This window comes from Trueperella abortisuis (genome assembly GCF_030811095.1).
GTDB lineage: Bacteria > Actinomycetota > Actinomycetes > Actinomycetales > Actinomycetaceae > Trueperella > Trueperella abortisuis.
On record NZ_JAUSQL010000001.1, the window covers coordinates 1,206,609 to 1,225,218 of the forward strand.

16 protein-coding genes and 1 tRNA gene are annotated in these 18,610 nt (G+C 64.3%); 9 read left to right on the forward strand and 8 right to left on the reverse strand.

Going from position 1 to position 18,610, the window contains the following annotated elements; all coding sequences use genetic code 11:
* Positions 1-9 precede the first annotated feature (9 nt).
* Positions 10-1,107: a DUF3866 family protein gene (locus J2S45_RS05340; RefSeq protein ID WP_307634764.1), complete on the reverse strand. Its 1,098-nt coding sequence runs from the start codon at positions 1,105-1,107 to the stop codon at positions 10-12.
* Between the two features lie 32 nt (positions 1,108-1,139).
* Here J2S45_RS05340 and J2S45_RS05345 point away from each other — a divergent pair, with 32 nt between their 5' ends.
* The 7 genes from J2S45_RS05345 (at position 1,140) to J2S45_RS05375 (ending at position 9,285) form a co-directional block, all read left to right on the forward strand.
* Positions 1,140-2,048 carry a helix-turn-helix transcriptional regulator gene (locus J2S45_RS05345; RefSeq protein ID WP_307634765.1) on the forward strand — a complete coding sequence of 303 codons (909 nt, stop codon included), beginning with the start codon at positions 1,140-1,142 and terminating at the stop codon, positions 2,046-2,048.
* Positions 2,041-2,976: a helix-turn-helix transcriptional regulator gene (locus J2S45_RS05350; RefSeq protein WP_307634766.1), complete on the forward strand. Its 936-nt coding sequence runs from the start codon at positions 2,041-2,043 to the stop codon at positions 2,974-2,976. The genes J2S45_RS05345 and J2S45_RS05350 overlap by 8 nt, the downstream gene beginning before the upstream one ends.
* On the forward strand, positions 2,976-3,341 hold the full coding sequence (locus tag J2S45_RS05355; protein ID WP_307634767.1) for a hypothetical protein: 366 nt from the start codon (positions 2,976-2,978) through the stop codon (positions 3,339-3,341). The genes J2S45_RS05350 and J2S45_RS05355 overlap by 1 nt, the downstream gene beginning before the upstream one ends.
* Positions 3,338-4,237, forward strand: coding sequence for a diacylglycerol/lipid kinase family protein (locus tag J2S45_RS05360; RefSeq protein ID WP_296929665.1), 900 nt, complete (start codon positions 3,338-3,340; stop codon positions 4,235-4,237). The genes J2S45_RS05355 and J2S45_RS05360 overlap by 4 nt, the downstream gene beginning before the upstream one ends.
* The gene (locus J2S45_RS05365) at positions 4,234-6,834 is read left to right on the forward strand and encodes a DEAD/DEAH box helicase (protein ID WP_307634768.1); all 2,601 of its coding nucleotides are present in this window, start codon (positions 4,234-4,236) and stop codon (positions 6,832-6,834) included. Before J2S45_RS05360 ends, J2S45_RS05365 begins: the two co-directional genes overlap by 4 nt.
* A 235-nt stretch (positions 6,835-7,069) precedes the next feature.
* Complete coding sequence (lnt, locus tag J2S45_RS05370) at positions 7,070-8,539, forward strand: apolipoprotein N-acyltransferase (protein WP_307634769.1); 1,470 nt, start codon at positions 7,070-7,072, stop codon at positions 8,537-8,539.
* Positions 8,536-9,285 carry a polyprenol monophosphomannose synthase gene (locus tag J2S45_RS05375; protein ID WP_307634770.1) on the forward strand — a complete coding sequence of 250 codons (750 nt, stop codon included), beginning with the start codon at positions 8,536-8,538 and terminating at the stop codon, positions 9,283-9,285. The genes lnt and J2S45_RS05375 overlap by 4 nt, the downstream gene beginning before the upstream one ends.
* Here the strand turns inward: J2S45_RS05375 and J2S45_RS05380 are convergent.
* The 5 genes from J2S45_RS05380 to pepN all read right to left on the reverse strand — a co-directional run bounded on the left by J2S45_RS05380 (position 9,282) and on the right by pepN (position 14,409).
* Entirely contained in the window at positions 9,282-9,635 is a 354-nt protein-coding gene (locus J2S45_RS05380) for an RNA polymerase-binding protein RbpA (RefSeq protein ID WP_270974558.1), read from the reverse strand. The two genes, J2S45_RS05375 and J2S45_RS05380, sit on opposite strands and share 4 nt — an antisense overlap.
* Before the next feature lie 298 nt (positions 9,636-9,933).
* Complete coding sequence (locus J2S45_RS05385; RefSeq protein WP_270974559.1) at positions 9,934-10,494, reverse strand: MerR family transcriptional regulator; 561 nt, start codon at positions 10,492-10,494, stop codon at positions 9,934-9,936.
* A gap of 126 nt (positions 10,495-10,620) precedes the next feature.
* Complete coding sequence (gene ftsR, locus J2S45_RS05390; RefSeq protein WP_307634771.1) at positions 10,621-11,370, reverse strand: transcriptional regulator FtsR; 750 nt, start codon at positions 11,368-11,370, stop codon at positions 10,621-10,623.
* A complete protein-coding gene (locus J2S45_RS05395) occupies positions 11,367-11,816 on the reverse strand; it encodes an FHA domain-containing protein (protein WP_296929675.1) in 450 nt (149 codons plus the stop codon). Before J2S45_RS05395 ends, ftsR begins: the two co-directional genes overlap by 4 nt.
* A gap of 79 nt (positions 11,817-11,895) precedes the next feature.
* Entirely contained in the window at positions 11,896-14,409 is a 2,514-nt protein-coding gene (pepN, locus tag J2S45_RS05400; RefSeq protein WP_307634772.1) for an aminopeptidase N, read from the reverse strand.
* Positions 14,410-14,480: 71 nt separating this feature from the next.
* On the opposite strand from pepN, the gene J2S45_RS05405 reads away from it, so the two are divergent.
* Entirely contained in the window at positions 14,481-15,242 is a 762-nt protein-coding gene (locus tag J2S45_RS05405; protein WP_307634773.1) for a dimethylarginine dimethylaminohydrolase family protein, read from the forward strand.
* A 143-nt stretch (positions 15,243-15,385) separates the two neighbouring features.
* Positions 15,386-15,462, forward strand: a tRNA-Pro gene (locus tag J2S45_RS05410).
* Between the two features lie 117 nt (positions 15,463-15,579).
* Here the strand turns inward: J2S45_RS05410 and J2S45_RS05415 are convergent.
* Positions 15,580-15,738 carry a hypothetical protein gene (locus J2S45_RS05415; RefSeq protein ID WP_307634774.1) on the reverse strand — a complete coding sequence of 53 codons (159 nt, stop codon included), beginning with the start codon at positions 15,736-15,738 and terminating at the stop codon, positions 15,580-15,582.
* Between the two features lie 21 nt (positions 15,739-15,759).
* Entirely contained in the window at positions 15,760-18,606 is a 2,847-nt protein-coding gene (locus tag J2S45_RS05420) for an SNF2-related protein (RefSeq protein WP_307634775.1), read from the reverse strand.
* Positions 18,607-18,610: the final 4 nt, after the last annotated feature.

Below are 18,610 nucleotides of genomic sequence, written 5' to 3' on the forward strand. Positions count from 1 at the left end.
GCGTCGGACCTACTTCCCGGCAGCTGAGCTGCCGGGAAGTATCTTTCCTGCGTATTCGCCGGCGGCCGCGGCGGCGAGGAAGGCCAGCGGATCCTCCTCGTAGCTACGCCCCATCGTGCGTAGCGGAGCGGGGGGATGGCGCAGGACGCTGTCGAGATGCTGCGCCGGATAGGGCACCAGCTCGAGGTGATCCCGCTTGAGCTGACGCACCTGCTCGGCAAGGCGCGAGGCGACGTCGTCGGGTAGGGGCAGCTGCGGTACCACGACGGCGCAGGGCACGTGGACCACGCGGGTGAGGACCGTCAAGGAATGGTGGGAGATGCCGACGTGGCGGCTACGCGGGTCTGCCTGTGAGGCACGCAGGGCGGCGATGGGGCGCCCGCCGAGCACGTGCGCGGCGTTGAGGGCCTCGCCGAGGGATGTGCCGGAGAATCCCCAGCGGGTGTCGGTGCCGAGGTTCCCCGGCCCCTGGGTGACGACCGCGATATCGGCCTGCCACACGAGGCGCGCGGCGAGGAGCGCCGTGTGGACGTTAACGGCCTCGAGCTCGCCACCGTAGGCCTGACCGGCAGAGATCGTGCCGAGGATGTGGTCGCCCTCGCGCAGTGCGTGAGCAGTCTGGGAGAACCACGCGGGAAGCGCTCCGCCGTCGGTCATGACGTAGGCGATGCGTGCCCCCGGGCGCACGGCGTGGATCCCGGCAACGATGGCGGGAAGGGCGGAGTGGAGGTCGGCGGCGATCACGGGCATCCCGGCTATCGAGTCGGCGTCGCGCAGAAGGGTGTGGTAGGGCGATTCCTGTTCGTCGACCCCCATCACCATGTACTGCAGTGGCGTGTAGCGTGCCTTGACGACATGGCCGGGCCCGGGGGTGTAGGCGGGCAGCCGTCCGGGGATGGCGACGATCATGACGAAGCCGCCCGTGCCAAGACCGCGGTCGTGGGTGGCGGTGGTGACGAGCACCGATTCGCCCACCCGCGGTTCACCCACCTGCGGAATGTAGGCCAAGGCCCGAACGAGCTGGCCGCCGGGGAGCTCGGCGTCAAACTCAGCCGCCTCGCCCCAGGTTTTGTGCTTTGCCACGAGTGTCGCATGCTGCCAGTTCATGCCTGCCACTCTAGTCGAGTAACCTAGTGGGTATGAAGAATGTGCGCACGGTGAGTGAACGGCGTTTTTCGCTGCTCGTTGCCCTGCGCCAGGGGCATCTGACGGCGCGCCAGATGCTCGACATGCCCGCCTACCGCGAGCTCGACCCGGCCAACGGCCAGCGTTACCTGGAGCGAGATATCCAGGTGTTGCGCGAATCGGGCTACCGGATCGATATCGATGCCGAGAACCGCTACATCTTGGCGGATCAGAACATCCTTGTGGACGGCACGGACGTGGAGATGAGCATCCTGCGCTCGCTCCTGGGCTCGAAGGCGACCTCACATGCGCTGGCTTTTGCGCAGTCCGCCGTGACCAAGCTGCTCTCCTCAGGCGAGGCGAGGGCCGGGGAGTCCCGGCTCGCCCCTCGCCTTCCGCGCGGTGACGCCGCGCTCGCCATCGCCCCGGCGATTCAACGCGCGTGCCGCATCGCCTTTGACTACCGTTCGACGTCGAGTCGGGCCGCCTCCCGCCGCGTCGTCGAGCCGATGCGGCTCGAGGTTCACCTCGACGCGTTCTACCTGCGCGGCTACCAGGTCAGTAGCGATTCGGGTAGCGGTGTCGGGATGCGTCTGTTCAAGGTCGACCGGATCGTCGGCAAGGTCGAGCTACTTGACGAACCGATCACACACGAGGCCCCGGCGAGCTTCCCCACGACGTTCACGCCGGTCGACGCCGTCGTGCGCACCTCGCGTGAGCTTCCGCTCGCCTCCCGGGCGAGCGAGGTGCGACAGGCCGACGGGGGCTACGAGCTCATTCTCACCGCGGTGGATCGCGCCGAACTCTATGAGGACCTCTTCTTCTACGGCCTAGACGCCCGCCTTGTAGGTCCACCCGAGCTCGTGGCCGATTTCGAGGCGAGGGTGGCTCACCTCGCTAGCCTCGGAGGTGAGCATGACTGACCTGTCCCTCGCGCGCAAGATCGCTATCCTGACCTACCTCGGGCGTGGCGCGCCGTCGTTGCGCGACCTCGCCGAGCACTTCCGCACCACACCTGCTCGGATGCGCCGCGAGCTCACCGAGCTCTTCCTCTTCGAGATCTGGGAGGGTGGCTACTACGAGGCCCCCGTCGACGTCGAGATTCCACAGGACGACGACGGCGAGGTTCGGCTGAACGACGATTCGACGGGTATGGCCCCGTCGCTCTCGCTGGCCGAGGTGCTCACGCTCTTGGCCCTTATCGACGACCTGCTTTCCGCCGTCGACGCCGGCACCCGCCTGCACCTCCTGCGCCTGCGTGAACGTATCGCAGCGGCGATGGAGGGGCGCGGCTACGGTTCGGCGCTGTGGCCGGCACCGGCGCTCAACGCCCGCGAAATCACCGATACTCTGGCGATCGCCATGAAGAAGGACAGGCTCGTCGAGCTCGTCTACCTCAAGGCGGGTCCGGATCTGCACGTCGTCGAGAATTCGGCGACCGTCCTCCCGGCGATGATCGCCACCGGTTCACGTCCGCGTTTGGTGGCCGGTAAGAATGGCCGCCTGCGCACCTACCGGCTCGACCGCATCGTCTCCGTCCGGGTCTTGGAGGCGGGCTTTGCTAAGAAGGCGCGCGATGAGATCGTGGAGGCGTTCGAGAGCGATGGCGGCTTTTTGGGGGAGCAGGTGACGATTCGGTGCACGGCGGAGGGCCGCTGGGTCACGGAAACCCTGCCCGTGGATTCCTTCCGCGACCTCGGCGACAGGCTGGAGATCGTGCTGACGGTGAGTTCACTGGCGTGGCTACGCACGTTGCTGGTACGCATGGGAGAATCGGTGCTCGGCGTCGAGCCGGAGCACGTCGCGCGGCAGATCGCCACGCAGGCCCGCCGATATCTGAAGGAGGACTGATGTGGTTCTGGATCCTACTGATCGGTTTGGTAGCCCTCGGGCTCTACCTCGCCTCGAACCTTAGGGATCTGTGGCACGCGGCGAAGAGGCTCGGCGCCCAGTTCGGCGAGCTGTCGCGGGTGGCCGACGCCCTGTCCGTGCCCGAACGTGAGCGCCCGCCACTGGCAGACCTCTACTCCGACCCGGAGCGCGTGCGGGAGGCCCGCGAGCAACGACGCCGGATTCGGATTGAGCGCGGGGAACGACGCCGCCGTAGCCTTGCCGGTGCACGCGAGCGCTGGGCCAGGCTCGACGATTCCGCCTTCGACTCGATCGGCCCGCAGGCCCGAGAGCGCGCCCGGCTGCGCGTCCAGGAGCGCACATGAGAGTTGCGCTTGCGCTGAATCCCACTTCGGGTAAGGGGCGCTCGGATGGCTACCGGGCGGTCTTGCGCGAGGTGCTGGGCAAGTATCCCGTGGACATGATGTGGTTGCCCACCGGTTCGCGTGAGGAAACCTTCCTCGCGATGCGTGAGGCGAGCGCCGAGGCGGATGCGTTGATCATCGTGGGAGGTGACGGCTTCATCCACAACGCAGTCAATGCGGTGGGGGATTCGGGTGTGCCCGTCGGGATCGTGGCGGCCGGTTCGGGTAACGACATCGCCCGCGAGTTTGGCCTGCCCATCCACTGCGTCCACGACTCGGTTCACCAGATCGCGGCCTGCCTGATGACCGGCCGGCACCGCGACGTTGACGTCATGGAGATTAGTTGGGAGGGCGGTAGCGAGCGTGCGCTGGCCATCGTTTCTGTCGGCATTGACGCGGACGTGAACTTGCGCACGAACCGCATGTCCTGGCCTAAGGGCAACACGCGCTACCTGCGTGCGCTACCCGGCGCAATCGGAGGCTATCAGCCCTTCGGCGCGCGGGTGACGATGGACGGGCATACCGCCGAGGGCAACATGACGCTCCTGTCGGTTGCGAACACACGCTACTTCGGGGGAGGGTTTTGTATCTCTCCCGGTGCGCTTCCCGACGACGGCCTGCTCGACGTCGTCCTCACGCGCGGCCTGCGCATGCCCGAGATCGTCGGCCTGCTCGGGCGCCTCATCGTCTACCGCCACCTTGCTGACCCGCGCGTTCACCTATACCGCACCAATGAGATTCGCATCGAGCAGGGGCCAGGCGCCACGCTTCCGGTACTCATGGCCGACGGCGAGGAGATCTGCCGCGCGCCCGCCACCGTCCGGATACTGCCGAAAGCGCTGAGGCTGGCCATATGATCTTAGAGAACTTCGTCGACCGCTACCGCGCCCGCGGAATCATCCTCGACGACTTCCAGCTGGCGGCCATCGAGGCGCTCGAATCTCGGGACGTGCTGGTGAGCGCACCGACGGGCGCGGGAAAGACCGTGGTGGCCGAATACGCAGTCGAGCTGGCGCTGGCCCACTCGAAGCGCTGCATCTACACTGCCCCGATCAAGGCCCTGTCCAACCAGAAGTTCCGCGACCTGAGCGAGCAGATTGGTCAGGACTACGTTGGCCTGCTCACTGGCGACCAGACAATCAATCGCGATGCCCCGATCTTGGTGGTCACCACCGAGGTGCTGCGCAACATGCTCTTCCAGCGTGACGACATCGTGGCCGACATCGGCTACGCGGTGCTCGATGAGGTGCACTACCTCAGCGACGAGTTTCGTGGGCCGGTGTGGGAGGAGATCATCCTGCAGCTACCTGCCCATGCCCGTCTCGTGGCGCTATCCGCCACCATCTCGAATGTGGAGGAGTTCGCGAGCTGGCTGCGATCGGTGCGTGGGGCGACAGCCGTGGTTGTCTCCACGGAGCGTCCGGTCCCTCTCGTGCAGCACGTGGCGATCAATCGGCGCCTCGAACCGCTGTTCGTCGGTGGGAAGATGAACCAGCGTCTCGTACAGGCCGATGCCTCCCTATCCGCTCATCGCCGACGCCGTCCCACCGGCTTCGCACGTCGCAAGCGCGTGCTCAACCAGCTTCACGACGCCGACCTGTTGCCCGCGATCGAGTTCATCTTTTCCCGCAAGGGGTGCGACCGTGCGGTGGCAGACCTGCTCGACGCCGGAGTCAGTCTCAACCGGGCCGACCAGCAGCGCGAGGTTCGCGCTCGCCTGCGCAAGCTACGCGCCGACGTGAGTGAGGAGGACCAGCGCGCGGTCCGATTCGGGTTCTGGGCCAAGGCGATGACGCGTGGGTTTTGTGCTCACCACGCCGGCATGTTCCCGGCGCTGAAGGAGCTGGCGGAGGATCTCATGGAGGATGGCCTGCTCAAGCTCGTCTACGCCACTGGCACGCTTGCGCTCGGAATCGACATGCCGGTGCGCACCGTCGTCCTTGAGGAGCTCCAGCGGTGGAACGGCTCCGATTTCGTTCCCCTGAGTGCCACCGAGTACACCCAGCTCATCGGGCGTGCGGGCCGGCGCGGGAAGGACAAGGTGGGTCACGCCGTCGTGATCCATACCGACGACCTCGACGTCCAGGCCCTGGCAGATCTTGGCTCGGGACGCGTGGAGCCGCTCGAGTCCGCGTTCTATCCTTCCTACAACTCCGTTGCCAACCTCCTGGCCTTCCACCCCTACGAGGATGCGCGGGCGATCATGGGCACGTCGTTCGCCCAGTATCAGCGCAACGCCGAGCTGGGCGAGGTGCGCGGGCGCATGACGCGTGTGCGTGCCCGGCTCGAGGCTGTCGAGGACGTCTTGGCGGGGGAGTGCCTCGAGGGGAGCCTGCCCGACTACCTCCGGCTACGTCGGAAGGCCAAGCGGGCCTCCAAGGCTGAGCGCAAGCGCGCCAAACGCGAATACCGCCAGCGCATCGCGGATTCGTGGGATGAGGCCGCCACCGGGCACCTGTACGCCTTCGCCCGCGGCGGGGAACTGGACTACGGCGTCGTTCTCTCGGTGGGCGCGAAACTACGCCTCGTTGACCTGAACGCACAGATGACGTGGCTACGCGAGGAGGAGCTGTCCTCCGAGCTACGCGACCTGGGCACGATCGCCATGCCCTTCGGGCTCTCCCCGAAGAAGGCCGAGGTCAGAGCCGACATTGCCGATGCCATGTGGGAGGCCGTGGGGGAGAGGATTGAGCTGGGAACCGACCGCGACCTCACGGGCTCTTGGGATCGCTTCGCGGTCACGTCCTCCACCGAGCTTGAGGCCCACCCCATCCACCACTGCCCGGACCTGGCCTCGCACATCCGTGCCGGCAGCGAGTTCACCTCGCTGCTGGCCAGCCTCGAGAATTTGGAGGCCGAAAGCGAGGCCTACGACGACTCGGTGGCCAAGGAGTTTGATGCCACCGCCGGCGTCTTGTTCCGGCTCGGCTATCTCCAGCCCGGCGACAAAGGCCCAAGGTCCGGAATGGTCAAGCTGGCGGCCGGCGCCGCTATGCTACGCGGCATCCACAACGAGGCCGACCTCCTTGTCTGCCAGAGCCTGTCCGAGGCCGCTTTCGCTGACCTCACGCCCGAGGAATTTGCGGGCGCCTGTTCGGCCTTCCTGTGCGACCGCCGGCTCGGGATCGACCGGCCGACGGGTGGCGCCCTCCGCGAGGCGTGGCAGGCGATCGAGCGCAACGTCACCTTCCTCACCCGCGTGGAGGAAGGCTTCGCCATCCTCCGTACCCCGGAGCCGTTTCCGGGCGGCATGGAAGCCTTCACCGCGTGGGCGGGCGGGCACAACCTCGAAACCGTTCTTGCACTGGGCAACCTGGTGGTGGGGGACTTCATCTCCGCTAATCGGCGCCTCATCGATCTGCTTGGTCAGATCGAGGCGGTGGCGCCCTCGGAGCTCCTGCGTGACGTGGCGGGCCAGGCGGCCAGGCTCATTCGCCGCTGGCAATGGCTCTGATCTACTTGGTGTGGCCATGGCCCATGACCTTGGTCGGCAACCGTCAGGTCGCTAGTGAGCGACCTCATGGTGCTACGGTGGGCGATTGGCGAAACTGAGTTGCTGGCCGGCTCACGCGGTTCTAGGCTATGAAGAGCACGAAGGTGTTAGTGCAGGCCCTGTTCGATAGAAAACGATCCACCGGATCGGTCCGAGGAACAGCGGCCTGCACTGTTTTATGCCGTAAGATCTGAACGTGATCCGATTCCTTCTCGCAGTCCTCGGCGGGGTGACGCTGTGGTTCGCCACCTCCACCGGCCTGTGGGTGGCGGGGTTTTTCGCGATTTCGCTGCTGTGGCTGGCGGTCCGGGGTAGGGCGGTGGGCGCCGGATTCGCCCTCGGCTGGTGCTGGGGTATCGCATTCTTCTTCCCACTCGTGAAGTGGGCCGCCGTCTCCACCGGGCTGATCGCCGCCCAGGTTGCGCTTGCCGTCGTGGAGGGGTGCTACCTCGGCGTCGTGGGGGCGGCGTGGGCGTTACTCTCGCGCGCGGGGGAACGACTGACTCGGCCGTGGCTGCGCGCACTGGCGGCCACCGCCATCTTCCTCGCCGTCGAACAGCTCCGCGGCATGTGGCCATACGGCGGCCTACCTTGGGGAACTTTGGCCTTCACGTTTACTACCTCGCCGCTGGTCAGCTACGCGCCATACGGCTCGACGGCCCTGGTGGGCGGGGTTGCCGTCTTGATCGGGGTGCTCGCGGCGATGACACCGTCGATGAGCTACCTGCAGATCGCCGCATCGGTGGTGGCGGCCCTCGTACTCGTCATCGCCCCGGTTATCCTTCCGGTGGGAGCGCGCTCCTCGGGGAGCCTCAACGTCGCTATTGTACAGGGCAACGTGGCGCCCCCAGGCACGCAAGACCGCGCGCTAGCGGTGACGGAAAACCACGTGCGCGCAACGCGCGAACTGGTCAAGGCCTCCGAGACGAAACCCGATCTCATTCTGTGGCCGGAGTCTTCCTCGGATCGCGACATCCGGGTTGACGACGCCGCGGGTAGCCTCGTCTTCGACATGGTCGCCGACCTCGGCATCCCGCTCGTGATGGGCACGCAGAGCTATGTTGAGGGCGGGCGGTACAACGACGTGCTCGTCATCGAACCCGACGGCATCGCGGACCGCTATTCGAAACAACACCCCGTACCGTTCGGGGAATACATCCCGCACCGGGAACTGATCCACAAGATTACCGACGTCGTGGATCAGGTTTCCACAGACATGCTTCCTGGGACGGGCAAGGCCCAGGTGGAGGTGCCCTCGCTGGGACTGCGCCTGGCGGTGCCGATCTGCTTCGAGGTGGCCTACACCGACATCGTCGCCGAGGCGGTGCGCGGCAGCCAGCTGCTCGTCATCCCCACCAACAACGCCTCCTTTGGCACGAGCGAGCTGTCCTCCCAGCAGTTTTCGATGACGGCTTTCCGCGCGGTTGAGACCGGTCGCACTGCGATCCAGGTATCGACCTCAGGCATCTCGGGCGTGGCCGACCACCACGGCGTCGTCTACGAGACGGACCTGTTCACCAAAGATGCCCGAGTGGTGCAGGTGGCGCTGTATGACCGGACGACGTTCGCCACTTCGACGGCCGCACCCCGTAGGGTGATCGTCTTCGTCCTTGGCGCGCTTGGCGCTATCCTAGCGATAGGCATGTCGAGGCAAGGACGATCATGAAGGTAGTCATCTGTATTCCAACCTATAACGAGCGCGAGTCTCTCCCGGGGCTCTTGGACCGGACGAGGGCGGCTGTCCCCGATGCCGACGTCCTCGTGATCGACGACAATTCCCCAGATGGCACGGGCGCCTTGGCCGATGATCGGGCTCAGCGCGATCCGCAGATTCACGTCATGCACCGTACGGCGAAGGAGGGCCTGGGGAGGGCCTATCTTGCGGGATTCGAGTGGGCCATCGAGCGCGGCTATAGCCACGTGTGCGAGATGGACGCCGACGGCTCGCACCGCCCCGAGCAACTTGTCGACCTCCTCGCACGCGCCGACGCATGGGATAAGCCCGAACTCGTCATTGGCTCGAGGTGGACCGACGGTGGGGAAGTGGTGAACTGGCCCAAGCACAGGGAGCTCCTCTCCCGCGCCGGAAATCTTTACATCAAGATATGGCTGAACCTGCCAGCGAAGGATGCTACGGCGGGTTTCCGCGTCTACCGTGCGGACGCCCTCAAGCGACTGGATTTCGCGGCCGTCGAGTCCAAGGGATACTTTTTCCAGGTTGATATGACGCTGAAGATGACCGATATGGGTGCGCGGATTGCGGAGGTGCCGATCTCGTTCGTCGAGCGCGAGGCGGGCACGTCGAAAATGAGCGGCAACATCGTGCAGGAAGCGTTTTTGCGCGCCACGAAGCTCGGGATTGAGCGACGCGGCGCGCAATTGCGGGCTCTATGGGCTCGGGCTAGCGCTTAGCGTAGGCGCTTGTAAAGCTTTCCCTGGCGCAGCAGCGCGAGGCGCTCGTCCAGCAAGACCTGCAGTTCCTCGATCGAACGACGCTCGAGCAGCATGTCCCAGTGGGTCCGTTGCGGCTTGGCCGGCTTCTCGTCGTCCTCACCCTCGACGGCGCCGATGAGCTCGGCGCGCTTGCCGCACTTGCATTCCCACGTCGCGGGCGCATCGGCGTCTTCGGCGAAGGTGACGGCAAACGTGTGCCCGTCCTCGCAGCGATAGTTTTCTTCGCGGCGCGCGACGAACGCGACGCCGGCATCGGACTCGAGCGAGTGCGCGCCGATCTTCATTCCGCGCAGTGAACGTTCTGCCATGGTTGTCTCCTTTGTTTATGCCTATCTTAACGCCGGAAGATCACCACTTATGCCGAGCGGCCGGAAGGGGCGAGAATCCGCGGAAAGGGGCTATTAGTCGCGAGCCCAAATCCGCAACGAAGATCCGATAATGTACATTATGTCAAAAGAGCGGGCGGGAACCCGCCTCGACACGCCGTTCATGCCCGGTTGATAGAAATGAGCTGCGAACCCCTCCCCGGGCCCGCTCTCCCACGATTGCCGCGTGCACGTAGACGAACGCCTACCCGTGGCGCGTTAGCAGGCGCCCTCAGATCGCTTAGATCGCGTTACGCTTGGCGGCACGACGCGCGGCGAGCTCATCAATCGGCTCGTTGTGCGCGCGCTCGGTGGGAAGCTCAGAGAGCTCGCCTTCCACCTCTCGCCACACCTTACCCACGGCGATGCCGAACACGCCCTGGCCGCCCTGGATAAGGTCGATCACCTCGTCGTTCGAGGTGCACAGGTACACGGAGGCGCCGTCGCTCATGAGCGTGACGGCAGACAGATCCTCGACTCCGTATTCCGTGAGCTGGGCGATGGCCACACGAATCTGCTGGAGGGATACGCCGGTGTCAAGCAGGCGCTTGACCACCTTGAGCACGAGCACGTCGCGGAAGGCATAGAGACGCTGCGAGCCGGAGCCCTTCGCAGAGCGGATCGAGGGCGAGACAAGCCCGATGCGATCCCAATAGTCAAGCTGACGGTAGGTGATGCCGAGCGCGCGGCACACGGCCGGCCCGCGGTAGCCGGTCTCCGTGTCAAGATCCGGCAACTGGCCACCAAAGAGCGTTCCCTGTGCGAGCTGCGGGCGTGCGCCATGTGCGGTTGCGTCACTCACGTCAGCCTCCTTCGAATTGTTACCTCTAGCGTAAACCGGAAGTGGGGCGATCTCAACGAAGCTGCTTGAAACACGCGCGGCGTGTCTTTGTGCCGTGTCTCAAGTTCAACTTGAAGTTTCGCTCCCCTATCTCAGTTGGACGTCGATGTTTTCCGTCAGCAGCGCTCGATACAGGTTGGTCAGCATTGTCGCCAGTTCCGCCGATTCGTTGACCACCCGCTCCTTGGCCAGTGGCGTGTTGCGCGCGCGCTCGGTGGCGAGGCGACTGGCGACATTAGTGGCGTGCGCGTGCGCGGAGTTCTTCACCTGACGCAGGCTGCGAAGATCCATGCCGGCCTCCCCCAGCATCTTCGAGTAGCGCACGATGTCCACGGCGTGCGCCGTCAAGCGCCCACGGGCATCAGGGATGATCATGCCGGCGTCTACCAGCTGGTCGATTTCGGCGAGTGAGGTGCCCGTTAGCGCTGCGAGCTCATCCCTGCGGATCCGGATCCCCGGGGTTGGACGAACCTCCGGCTCGGCACTGAGCGCGCGCAACTTGCCGGGGTGCTCTTGGCTGACCCGCCCGGAGTCGAGCTGGGCGAGCATCTCCTTGATCTGTGGCAACGGAACGTAGCGGTCTCGCTGCTCGACCAGGATGAAGCGCAGGCGCTCAACATCGGCGATCGAGAAGATGCGCTGGTTCGACTCGGTGCGGTACGGGTCGATGAGCCCTTGGGACTCGAAGTAGCGGATCTTCGAAGCGGCCAGAAACGGGAATTCCCGGCGCAAGTGAGTAGTGACCTCACCGATCTTCAGCGTGGGCTCGTGTGAGAGGTCGTGTGGCCAGGAGCTGGGAAGAGACTCCTCCCCAGCGCTTTGCGGCAGTGGACTCATTCGCCTGCCTGCCGAGATGCGTAGAAGGTCAGCTGGAACTTGCCGATACGCACCTCGTCGCCGTCATTAAGCTTGGCTTCCTCCACCTGCTGGAGGTTGACGTACGTGCCGTTGAGCGAGCCGATATCGCGCACGTAGAAGTCGCGCCCGTTGCGCAGGAAGAAGGCGTGCTTACGGGAGACCGTGACGTCGTCGAGGAAGATGTCCGACTTCGGGTGGCGCCCGACAGTGGTCGAATCCGCGTTGAGCAGGAAGCGGGCACCCGCGTTGGCGCCGGTGTGAGCGATGAGCAACGCCGAGGTGGGCGGCAACGCGTTGATCGTGGCCAAATCCTCCGGATCGAGACCCCGCACCACAGGTGCCGGCTCCACGGCGTCGTTAATCGCCGTAAAACGTGACGTGGAGGTGGGGTCAATTCCCTGCGGGTTTACCTCGAAATCTGCCATCACTTCCCCTTCCCTTATTCACACAATTTTAACGCACGAGCGAAGACGTGTCATTGCTGGTCGTCAACTGGGGATAAGCTCACGCAGCCTGCGCGCGGAGCATGCGCAGGTGCTCGTCGCGGCAGTCGAGGATAACCTTTCGCAACGCGCCAGGCGCCTCCGGGTTGGCATCCAGCCACTGTCCTGCCGCCACGACGTCCGGATGCTCCTGTGGGCTCGTCGCTTCGCCGAGATCCGTCATCGGGTAGAGCCCGTAGATGATGCGTTCGGCGATCTCCTGCGAACGCGTCGACCAGATTTCGGTCAGTTGACCGAAGTAGTCGCCAAGAGCGGCCGTCTTCTCCGCGGCCCGCAGAGGCTGACGCAGACCGTCGATGAGCGCCTGGACGTGGTCGTTAGACAGCCCTCCAGCGAGCACCTTGGCCAGCGTATCGGCGGCAGTGCCCGGCATGCTCGCGGTGGCATACATGTGTGCGACGACATCGGCGGCTGTCCCCGTCCTCGCGAGCTCGGAGTCGAGCTCGTCTTGGCTCGCGGTCCCGGTTGCCGCCAGCGCCGCGAGGTAGGCCCAGCGCAGGTCCTGGTCATCGGTGTTCTCCAGTAGTCTCACGACGGCGTCCGCCCGGCTCGGCAGCGACTGCCCGGCTCGCGCCGCGGCCCGTGACCAGATCAGGCGGGTGTCGGGGTCGCCCGCGATGTTCGCCACGGCCGCGTCGAAGAAGGATTCCAGCTCGGCCTCGCGTACGTCTGCCTTCGTGTAGGCGCGCAGCGCGGAGACCGAGTTGAGGGTGCGGGCCGCGAGCAGGCCCGAGCTGGTCCCCTGCGCAGAGCGCGCGGTGAAGTGGGCGTAGCCGACAGCGGGAAGCAGACCGTCGCGGACCATCTCCCATAATGCGGAGCTGACCACGCACTGAGCGAGCGGCTCGTCCAGTTCGTGGGCCAACGCGGCGGCGAGCGATCGCTCGTCGAAGGAGATCTTGAGGTAGGAAAGGGCATGGTCGTTGGGAAGGATGAGGTCTGCGTCGGCCCCGATCTCATCCCAGTCGACCACGACGGCATCGGTGAGCTCGACGTCGGTGGCGCCCGTGCGAACAAGACGGTCACCGTCGAGCCTCCAGCCGGAAACGTTCAGGTGGTGCGGGCGGGTGATGGGGGCACCGGCGGGATCGACTCCGACCTGACGCAGCGTCACGCCGTGCGGTCCGCGCTCGATAGTGACCGAGGATACTCCGGCCGTCTCAAGCCAGTGCCGCGCCCAGCCGCGAACGTCCTTTCCCGACGTGGTCTCAAGAGCCCCGAGAAGGTCGTCGAGAGTGGCGTTGGAGAAAGCCCTGTCCTTGAACAGTAGGGCGGCTCCTGCGAAGAACTCCTTCTCCCCCACCCATGCCACAAGCTGACGTAGCACGGCCGCGCCCTTGGCGTAGGTGATGCCGTCGAAAACCTGGTCGGCGGCCTCAAGATCCACGACGTCGGCCACGATGGGGTGTGTTGTCGGGTACTGGTCATTACGCAGAGCCCAGGCTACGCGGGCGCCGGCAAAATTCTCCCATGCCTCCGTGTACTGGGTAGCCGCGACCATACTCCACGCTCCCATGAACTCGGCAAAAGACTCCTTCAGCCACAGATCGTCCCACCACACGGGCGTGACGAGATCGCCGAACCACATGTGGCTCATCTCATGCAGGATAGTGTTGGCGCGGCTGGCGCGCTGGGAACGGGTGGACTGGCCGCGGAAGATGTAGGCGTCCTCGGAGAAAGTCACGCAACCGGGGTTCTCCATCGCGCCGAGGTTGTATTCGGGCACGAAGACCGAATCGTACTTGCCCCACACGTAGGGGTAGTCGAAGACTTGCGGCAACAGCGCCAGGCCCTGCTTCGTCACCGTCGAGATGTCCTGCAGGTCGAAATGGTCTTTGAGGGAGGTACGGCAGTAGAAACCGAGCTTGACCTCCTGCCCGTCCACCTCAGTCGAATCGGCGAAGGCATGGTAGGGCCCACCGATGAACGCAGTGAGGTAGGTAGACATACGCTTCGTGGTCGCGAACTGGGTACGCGTGAGCTCCTCGCCCCGGCTGTTTGCTCCCGCCGCACCCGTGCCGGTGGCCTCCCCGTTGGAGAGCACCACCCACGCGGCGGGGGCCGTGATCGAGATGGTGAAAGTCGCCTTGAGGTCCGGCTGTTCGAAGTTGGGGTAGACGCGACGAGCGTCGGCGGGCTCGAACTGTGTGTAGAGGTAGGTCTGGCCATCAACGGGGTCACGGAAGCGGTGGAGCCCCTCCCCCGTCGTCGAATATATCCCGCGCCCGGCGACCTCCACCGCGTGGTGGCCCTCCGGAATCTCCACAGTAACGCGCGCACCGTCGAAGGTAAAGGGCACGACGGCGTCGTCGATCTTGACGCTTGAGACGTCGGCGCCGATGAAGTCGAGGAAGGTGTCACCGCGCTCCGCCGCCTTCAGTTCGATGCGGGAAACGACGCCGAAGGTGGTGGCCTTCGAGGTCGCCTCGGACACGTCCAGATCGATGGTGTAGCCGTCCAGGCTCAACAGCTTGGCGCGGCGGCGGGCTTCTTCACGCTTCAGATTCTCGGTCACTGCTCAATTCTCACCCCTCCTTATCGCGCTGACAAGTCCGCGCGTCGCCCCGACGGGCTACGCTAGTAGGTATGAATCTTGATTATGCGCTTGTACGCCGCCCCTCTCCCATCATGGACCGCGGCCAGCTGACACACCTTCAGCCGACGCCAATGAGCTACGAGCTCGCACTGACGCAGTGGCAGGATTACTGCGAGGTGCTCTCCCACTACACCGACGTGGTGGAGGTCGAGCCGACCCCGGATCTGCCAGACTCGATCTTCGTGGAAGACACCGTCTTCACCTACGGCAACGTGGCTGTCCGCACGAACATGCATCCCACGCGTGCCGCGGAGCAGGACAGCGTGATCAGAGTGCTGGAGGCCCGCGGCTTCACCGTCGTGGGCCTTCCCGAAGGCGCCCGGCTCGAGGGCGGAGACGTGCTGAAGTTCGGTGGCAAGGTGTGGGTGGGTTTGTCCACCCGTAGCAACGACGCCGGGGTCGGCGCGTTGCGTGAGATTCTCGCGCCGCAAGGCGTGGAGGTGGTGGGCGTGCCCGTTGAGCGCGCGTTGCACTTGAAGTCCTGCCTGACCGCACTGCCCGATGGAACTTTCATCACGCACAGGGACTATGCCCCTCCAGCCGAGTGCTTCCCCGGCCTGCGCTACGTCCCGGAGTTCCTCGGCACACAGGTCGTGCTACTTGGCGGCAACAGCTTGCTGATCTCAGCCTCTGCGCCGCAGACTGCCGACTACCTGCGCGGCCTCGGCTTTGAGGTGGTGGCATGCGAGCTCACCGAAATCGAGAAGATGGAAGGGTCGTGCACCTGTCTGTCAGTGCGGATCCGGGGATAGACAGGTGCACGGTGGCGTGACCGGGCCAATGCGCGTCGTTGATTCTGGCGATGCATGCGCAGCTGTGGTGAGTCGCACCAACCCGGTACAGATTTGGTAAAACGACTGGGCTTTCGGCTAAGATCTATACGTCCAACGCGACACGGGCTATAGCGCAGTTTGGTAGCGCACTTGACTGGGGGTCAAGGGGTCGTGGGTTCAAATCCCGCTAGCCCGACCATGTGATGTCTCGCGACATAGCCGGAATTATATCGCGAGACATCCCACCTGAGCTGCGGCACCATTTGTTCCTACCAAGAGCACTGGAAGCCGTGGCGCCAAAAAGTATGGGTCGCCGTCAAAAGGTATCGACGAGGGGGTTGCCGTACTTCTTCCCGTGCCGCTTCTTGCGCAGGTAGTATTTGTAATCCTCGCGCACCTGCTCGTATTCTTCATCGGTTTTGTTCTTCAGGAAGTTCAGCGCGACTCCCGAACGCAGGTTCCCAGTTAGTCGCATCTTTCTCAACGACACACATCGTCAGATCACCTCCCAGGTGATGGTGAACAGTTCGCGACGGTTCTTGGTGGCGTTGAGGGCGTCGCGGGCGTTTTCGAGGTATTCCTCGGATTCGTCGCGCAGCCGGTTGCGTTCAGTGCGGTACTCATCCTCGGCGTCGTCGATCTTGCGTCGCCACTGGCGGGCTTCTTGCTTGAGCTTGAGCTCTTCGGTGGTGCTGGTGGCCTTGCGGGCCGCCTTCTTCGCGGTGGTTTCCTTGGCTTGGTATTCGCGGATTTTCGCGTCGAACTTCGCCTTGTGGTCGAGGCGGGCAGCTTCGATGAGTTCTTCTTGTTGGAGGAAGAACCCGGCGTTGCGATCCTCCACGTCTTGGCCGATCTCGGTGAGTTGAGCGTCAAGGGCATCCTCGAACCCAGCGTCGTCCACCTCCGCTTCGGTGATGTTGGTGCAGGTGAGGTCGAGCAGGTCGCGGACTTGTCCGTGGTCTATAGGGGTGCCGTCGTCGAGGAACCCTGCTGAAAGCAGGTAGGACTCGCGCAGTTGTTGTTTGCCTGCCTTCATCGTGAAGGCAGCTTCCTCGATCCGTAGTCGCCCACTCTTCTTGCGCAGACGCTTGGCAACCGTCGTGGCGCGTTCGGAGCCTTTGACCTGGAACGTGAGGTGCGCCGGTGGAGTGTCGTGGTTTTTCGCATGCTCGATCACCCACGCACATAGCTCACTGGCATACCGGTATTGGTGTGCGCCTTTGCGAGGCTCGGACTTGAAGTAGTACTCGCCGGTCGGGATCCCCGCTTCCGGGGCGTCCTTGAGCGTGAACTGGGTGCCAGTCTCGTTAAAGGTGGCAATGTTGCCCAGCTCATGGCGGGTGACTTCTATGAGGAGGCGCTCGAAGGCGTTGAGGACGACGCCGGTTTGGGCGTCGTAGGACTTGAGCTTGTCACGCACCTTCGGGTCGAGGTTGTCAAACACCTTGGCGCGGGTCTTCTTCATCTCCTGGTTGATCTGCTTGGCATACTTAGCTTCGAGAGCGGTGAAGGCGGCATCGATCTCGGCAGAGGTCTTGCAGTTGTCAAGGATGTGGGCGATGTTCTTCTCGAAATCCAGGCCGTCTTCGATCTGGCCGAGAACCTCATCGGAGGCGCCGAACACGGAGGTGAACAACTCGAACTTCTGCGTGAGCAGCTCCAGGATGCGCTCTTCGGCGAGGTTTCCTTTGTTGGAGAAGTTGACGACCACGACGTTGTGTTTTTGCCCGAAGCGGTGCACGCGGCCGATGCGCTGCTCGATGCGTTGCGGGTTCCACGGCAAGTCATAGTTGACCAGCATCGAGCAGAACTGCAGGTTGATGCCTTCGGCGGCAGCCTCGGTCGCGATCATGAGCCGACCGCGTGAACGGAATTCATCCACGAGGGCTTTACGCCGGTCCGCAGCAGGAATACCTGTGACGAGATCACCGCCCTCGTTCTCCTCGAGCCACCGCTTGTAGATCGTGTTGGCTTCCGGGCTGGTATTGGTGCCGTTGAACAAGACGAGGCCTTCGACCCATCCCGCCTCTGTGAGGGATCGGGCGAGGTAGTCCTGGGTGACGGTGGAATCGGTGAAGATGATCGCCTTCTCCGGCGCACCAATCTCGCTTAGCTTCGCAAAGCCCTGCTCGAGCGCATCAACCAGCTTCACAGCCTTCTGGTTGACGGTAATGGAGCGGGCGAGCTTTGCGTACTCGCGCAGCTCTTCGACTTCGCGCAGCATCGCCTGGCGCTGCTCCGGGTCAATCACCTCAGAGGTGACCGGGGTGTTTTCTGCTTCCTCGCGCAGCTCGCTGGTGACGTCTGGATCACCGACGAAACCACCGGCGTCGTTGCGTCGGCGTCCGGCACGGACTTCCGCTTCGAGGCGGTCTGCGGTGCGCTCCAGAGTGGAGGCGACGGCGTAGGAGGAGGAGCCGAGACGTTTACGCATGATGAGCGCGGACAGGTGGCGTTGGGATTTCGCGAACGCCCACAAAAACGGCCGCTGCAGGTACTCGTTGATCTTGTCGTACAGCTCAATCTCGGCATCGCTCGGGGTAAACGCGACGGTCAGCGGCATGCGCTCGGTGAAGCGAATGTACTTATCCGCATCCTTGCGAAGCGTCCGCTTCGCAACCATCGCGACCCTTTGGGCAAGGTCATCGTTACCGACCCCGTCAGGGTTGTCCAGATAGCGTTCCTTGAACGCATCCAGCGAATGGAAGTAATCCGGTGCGAACACCGAGACCAGCCCGTAGAGCTCCTCGAGCCGGTTCTGAAGCGGCGTCGCGGTGAGCATGACGGTCTTCGTGGCAGCGCGGCAGATGCGGGCGATGTTCCCTGCGATCTTGGCTTGCCCGGTCCAGTGGGAGCGCAGGCGGTGGGCCTCATCGCAGACCACGAGATCCCAGGTGCGGATCATCTTCGTGGTCTGCGAGTTCGCGAACTCATACGAGCAGATCAGGATCTGCTCCTTCGCGCCACGCCCGGCCAGTTCGTCGATGTTTGTGCGGTCGAGCAGGCTCGCGGGGAGGGCGAATTTTTCGTCGAGTTCCTGCTTCCACTGTTGGCGCAGCGAGGATGGGGCGATGATCAGGATCCGGCGATTGCGCTGTGCCCAGTATTGGGAGATGACGATTCCGGCCTCGATCGTTTTACCGAGCCCGACCTCGTCGGCAAGGATCACCCCATCCAGGAACGGGGTTTGCAGGGCGAACAGGGCGGCGTCAACCTGGTGGGGTTTGGGCTCCACCTGCGCGTCGAACAGCAGCCCCGCGAGTTTGCCGACATGGTCGGAAGCATAAGAGCGATCCAGCTCGTGGGCGTAGAGCTTGGCCTGGTAATCACTTAAAGGTTGCAACGCG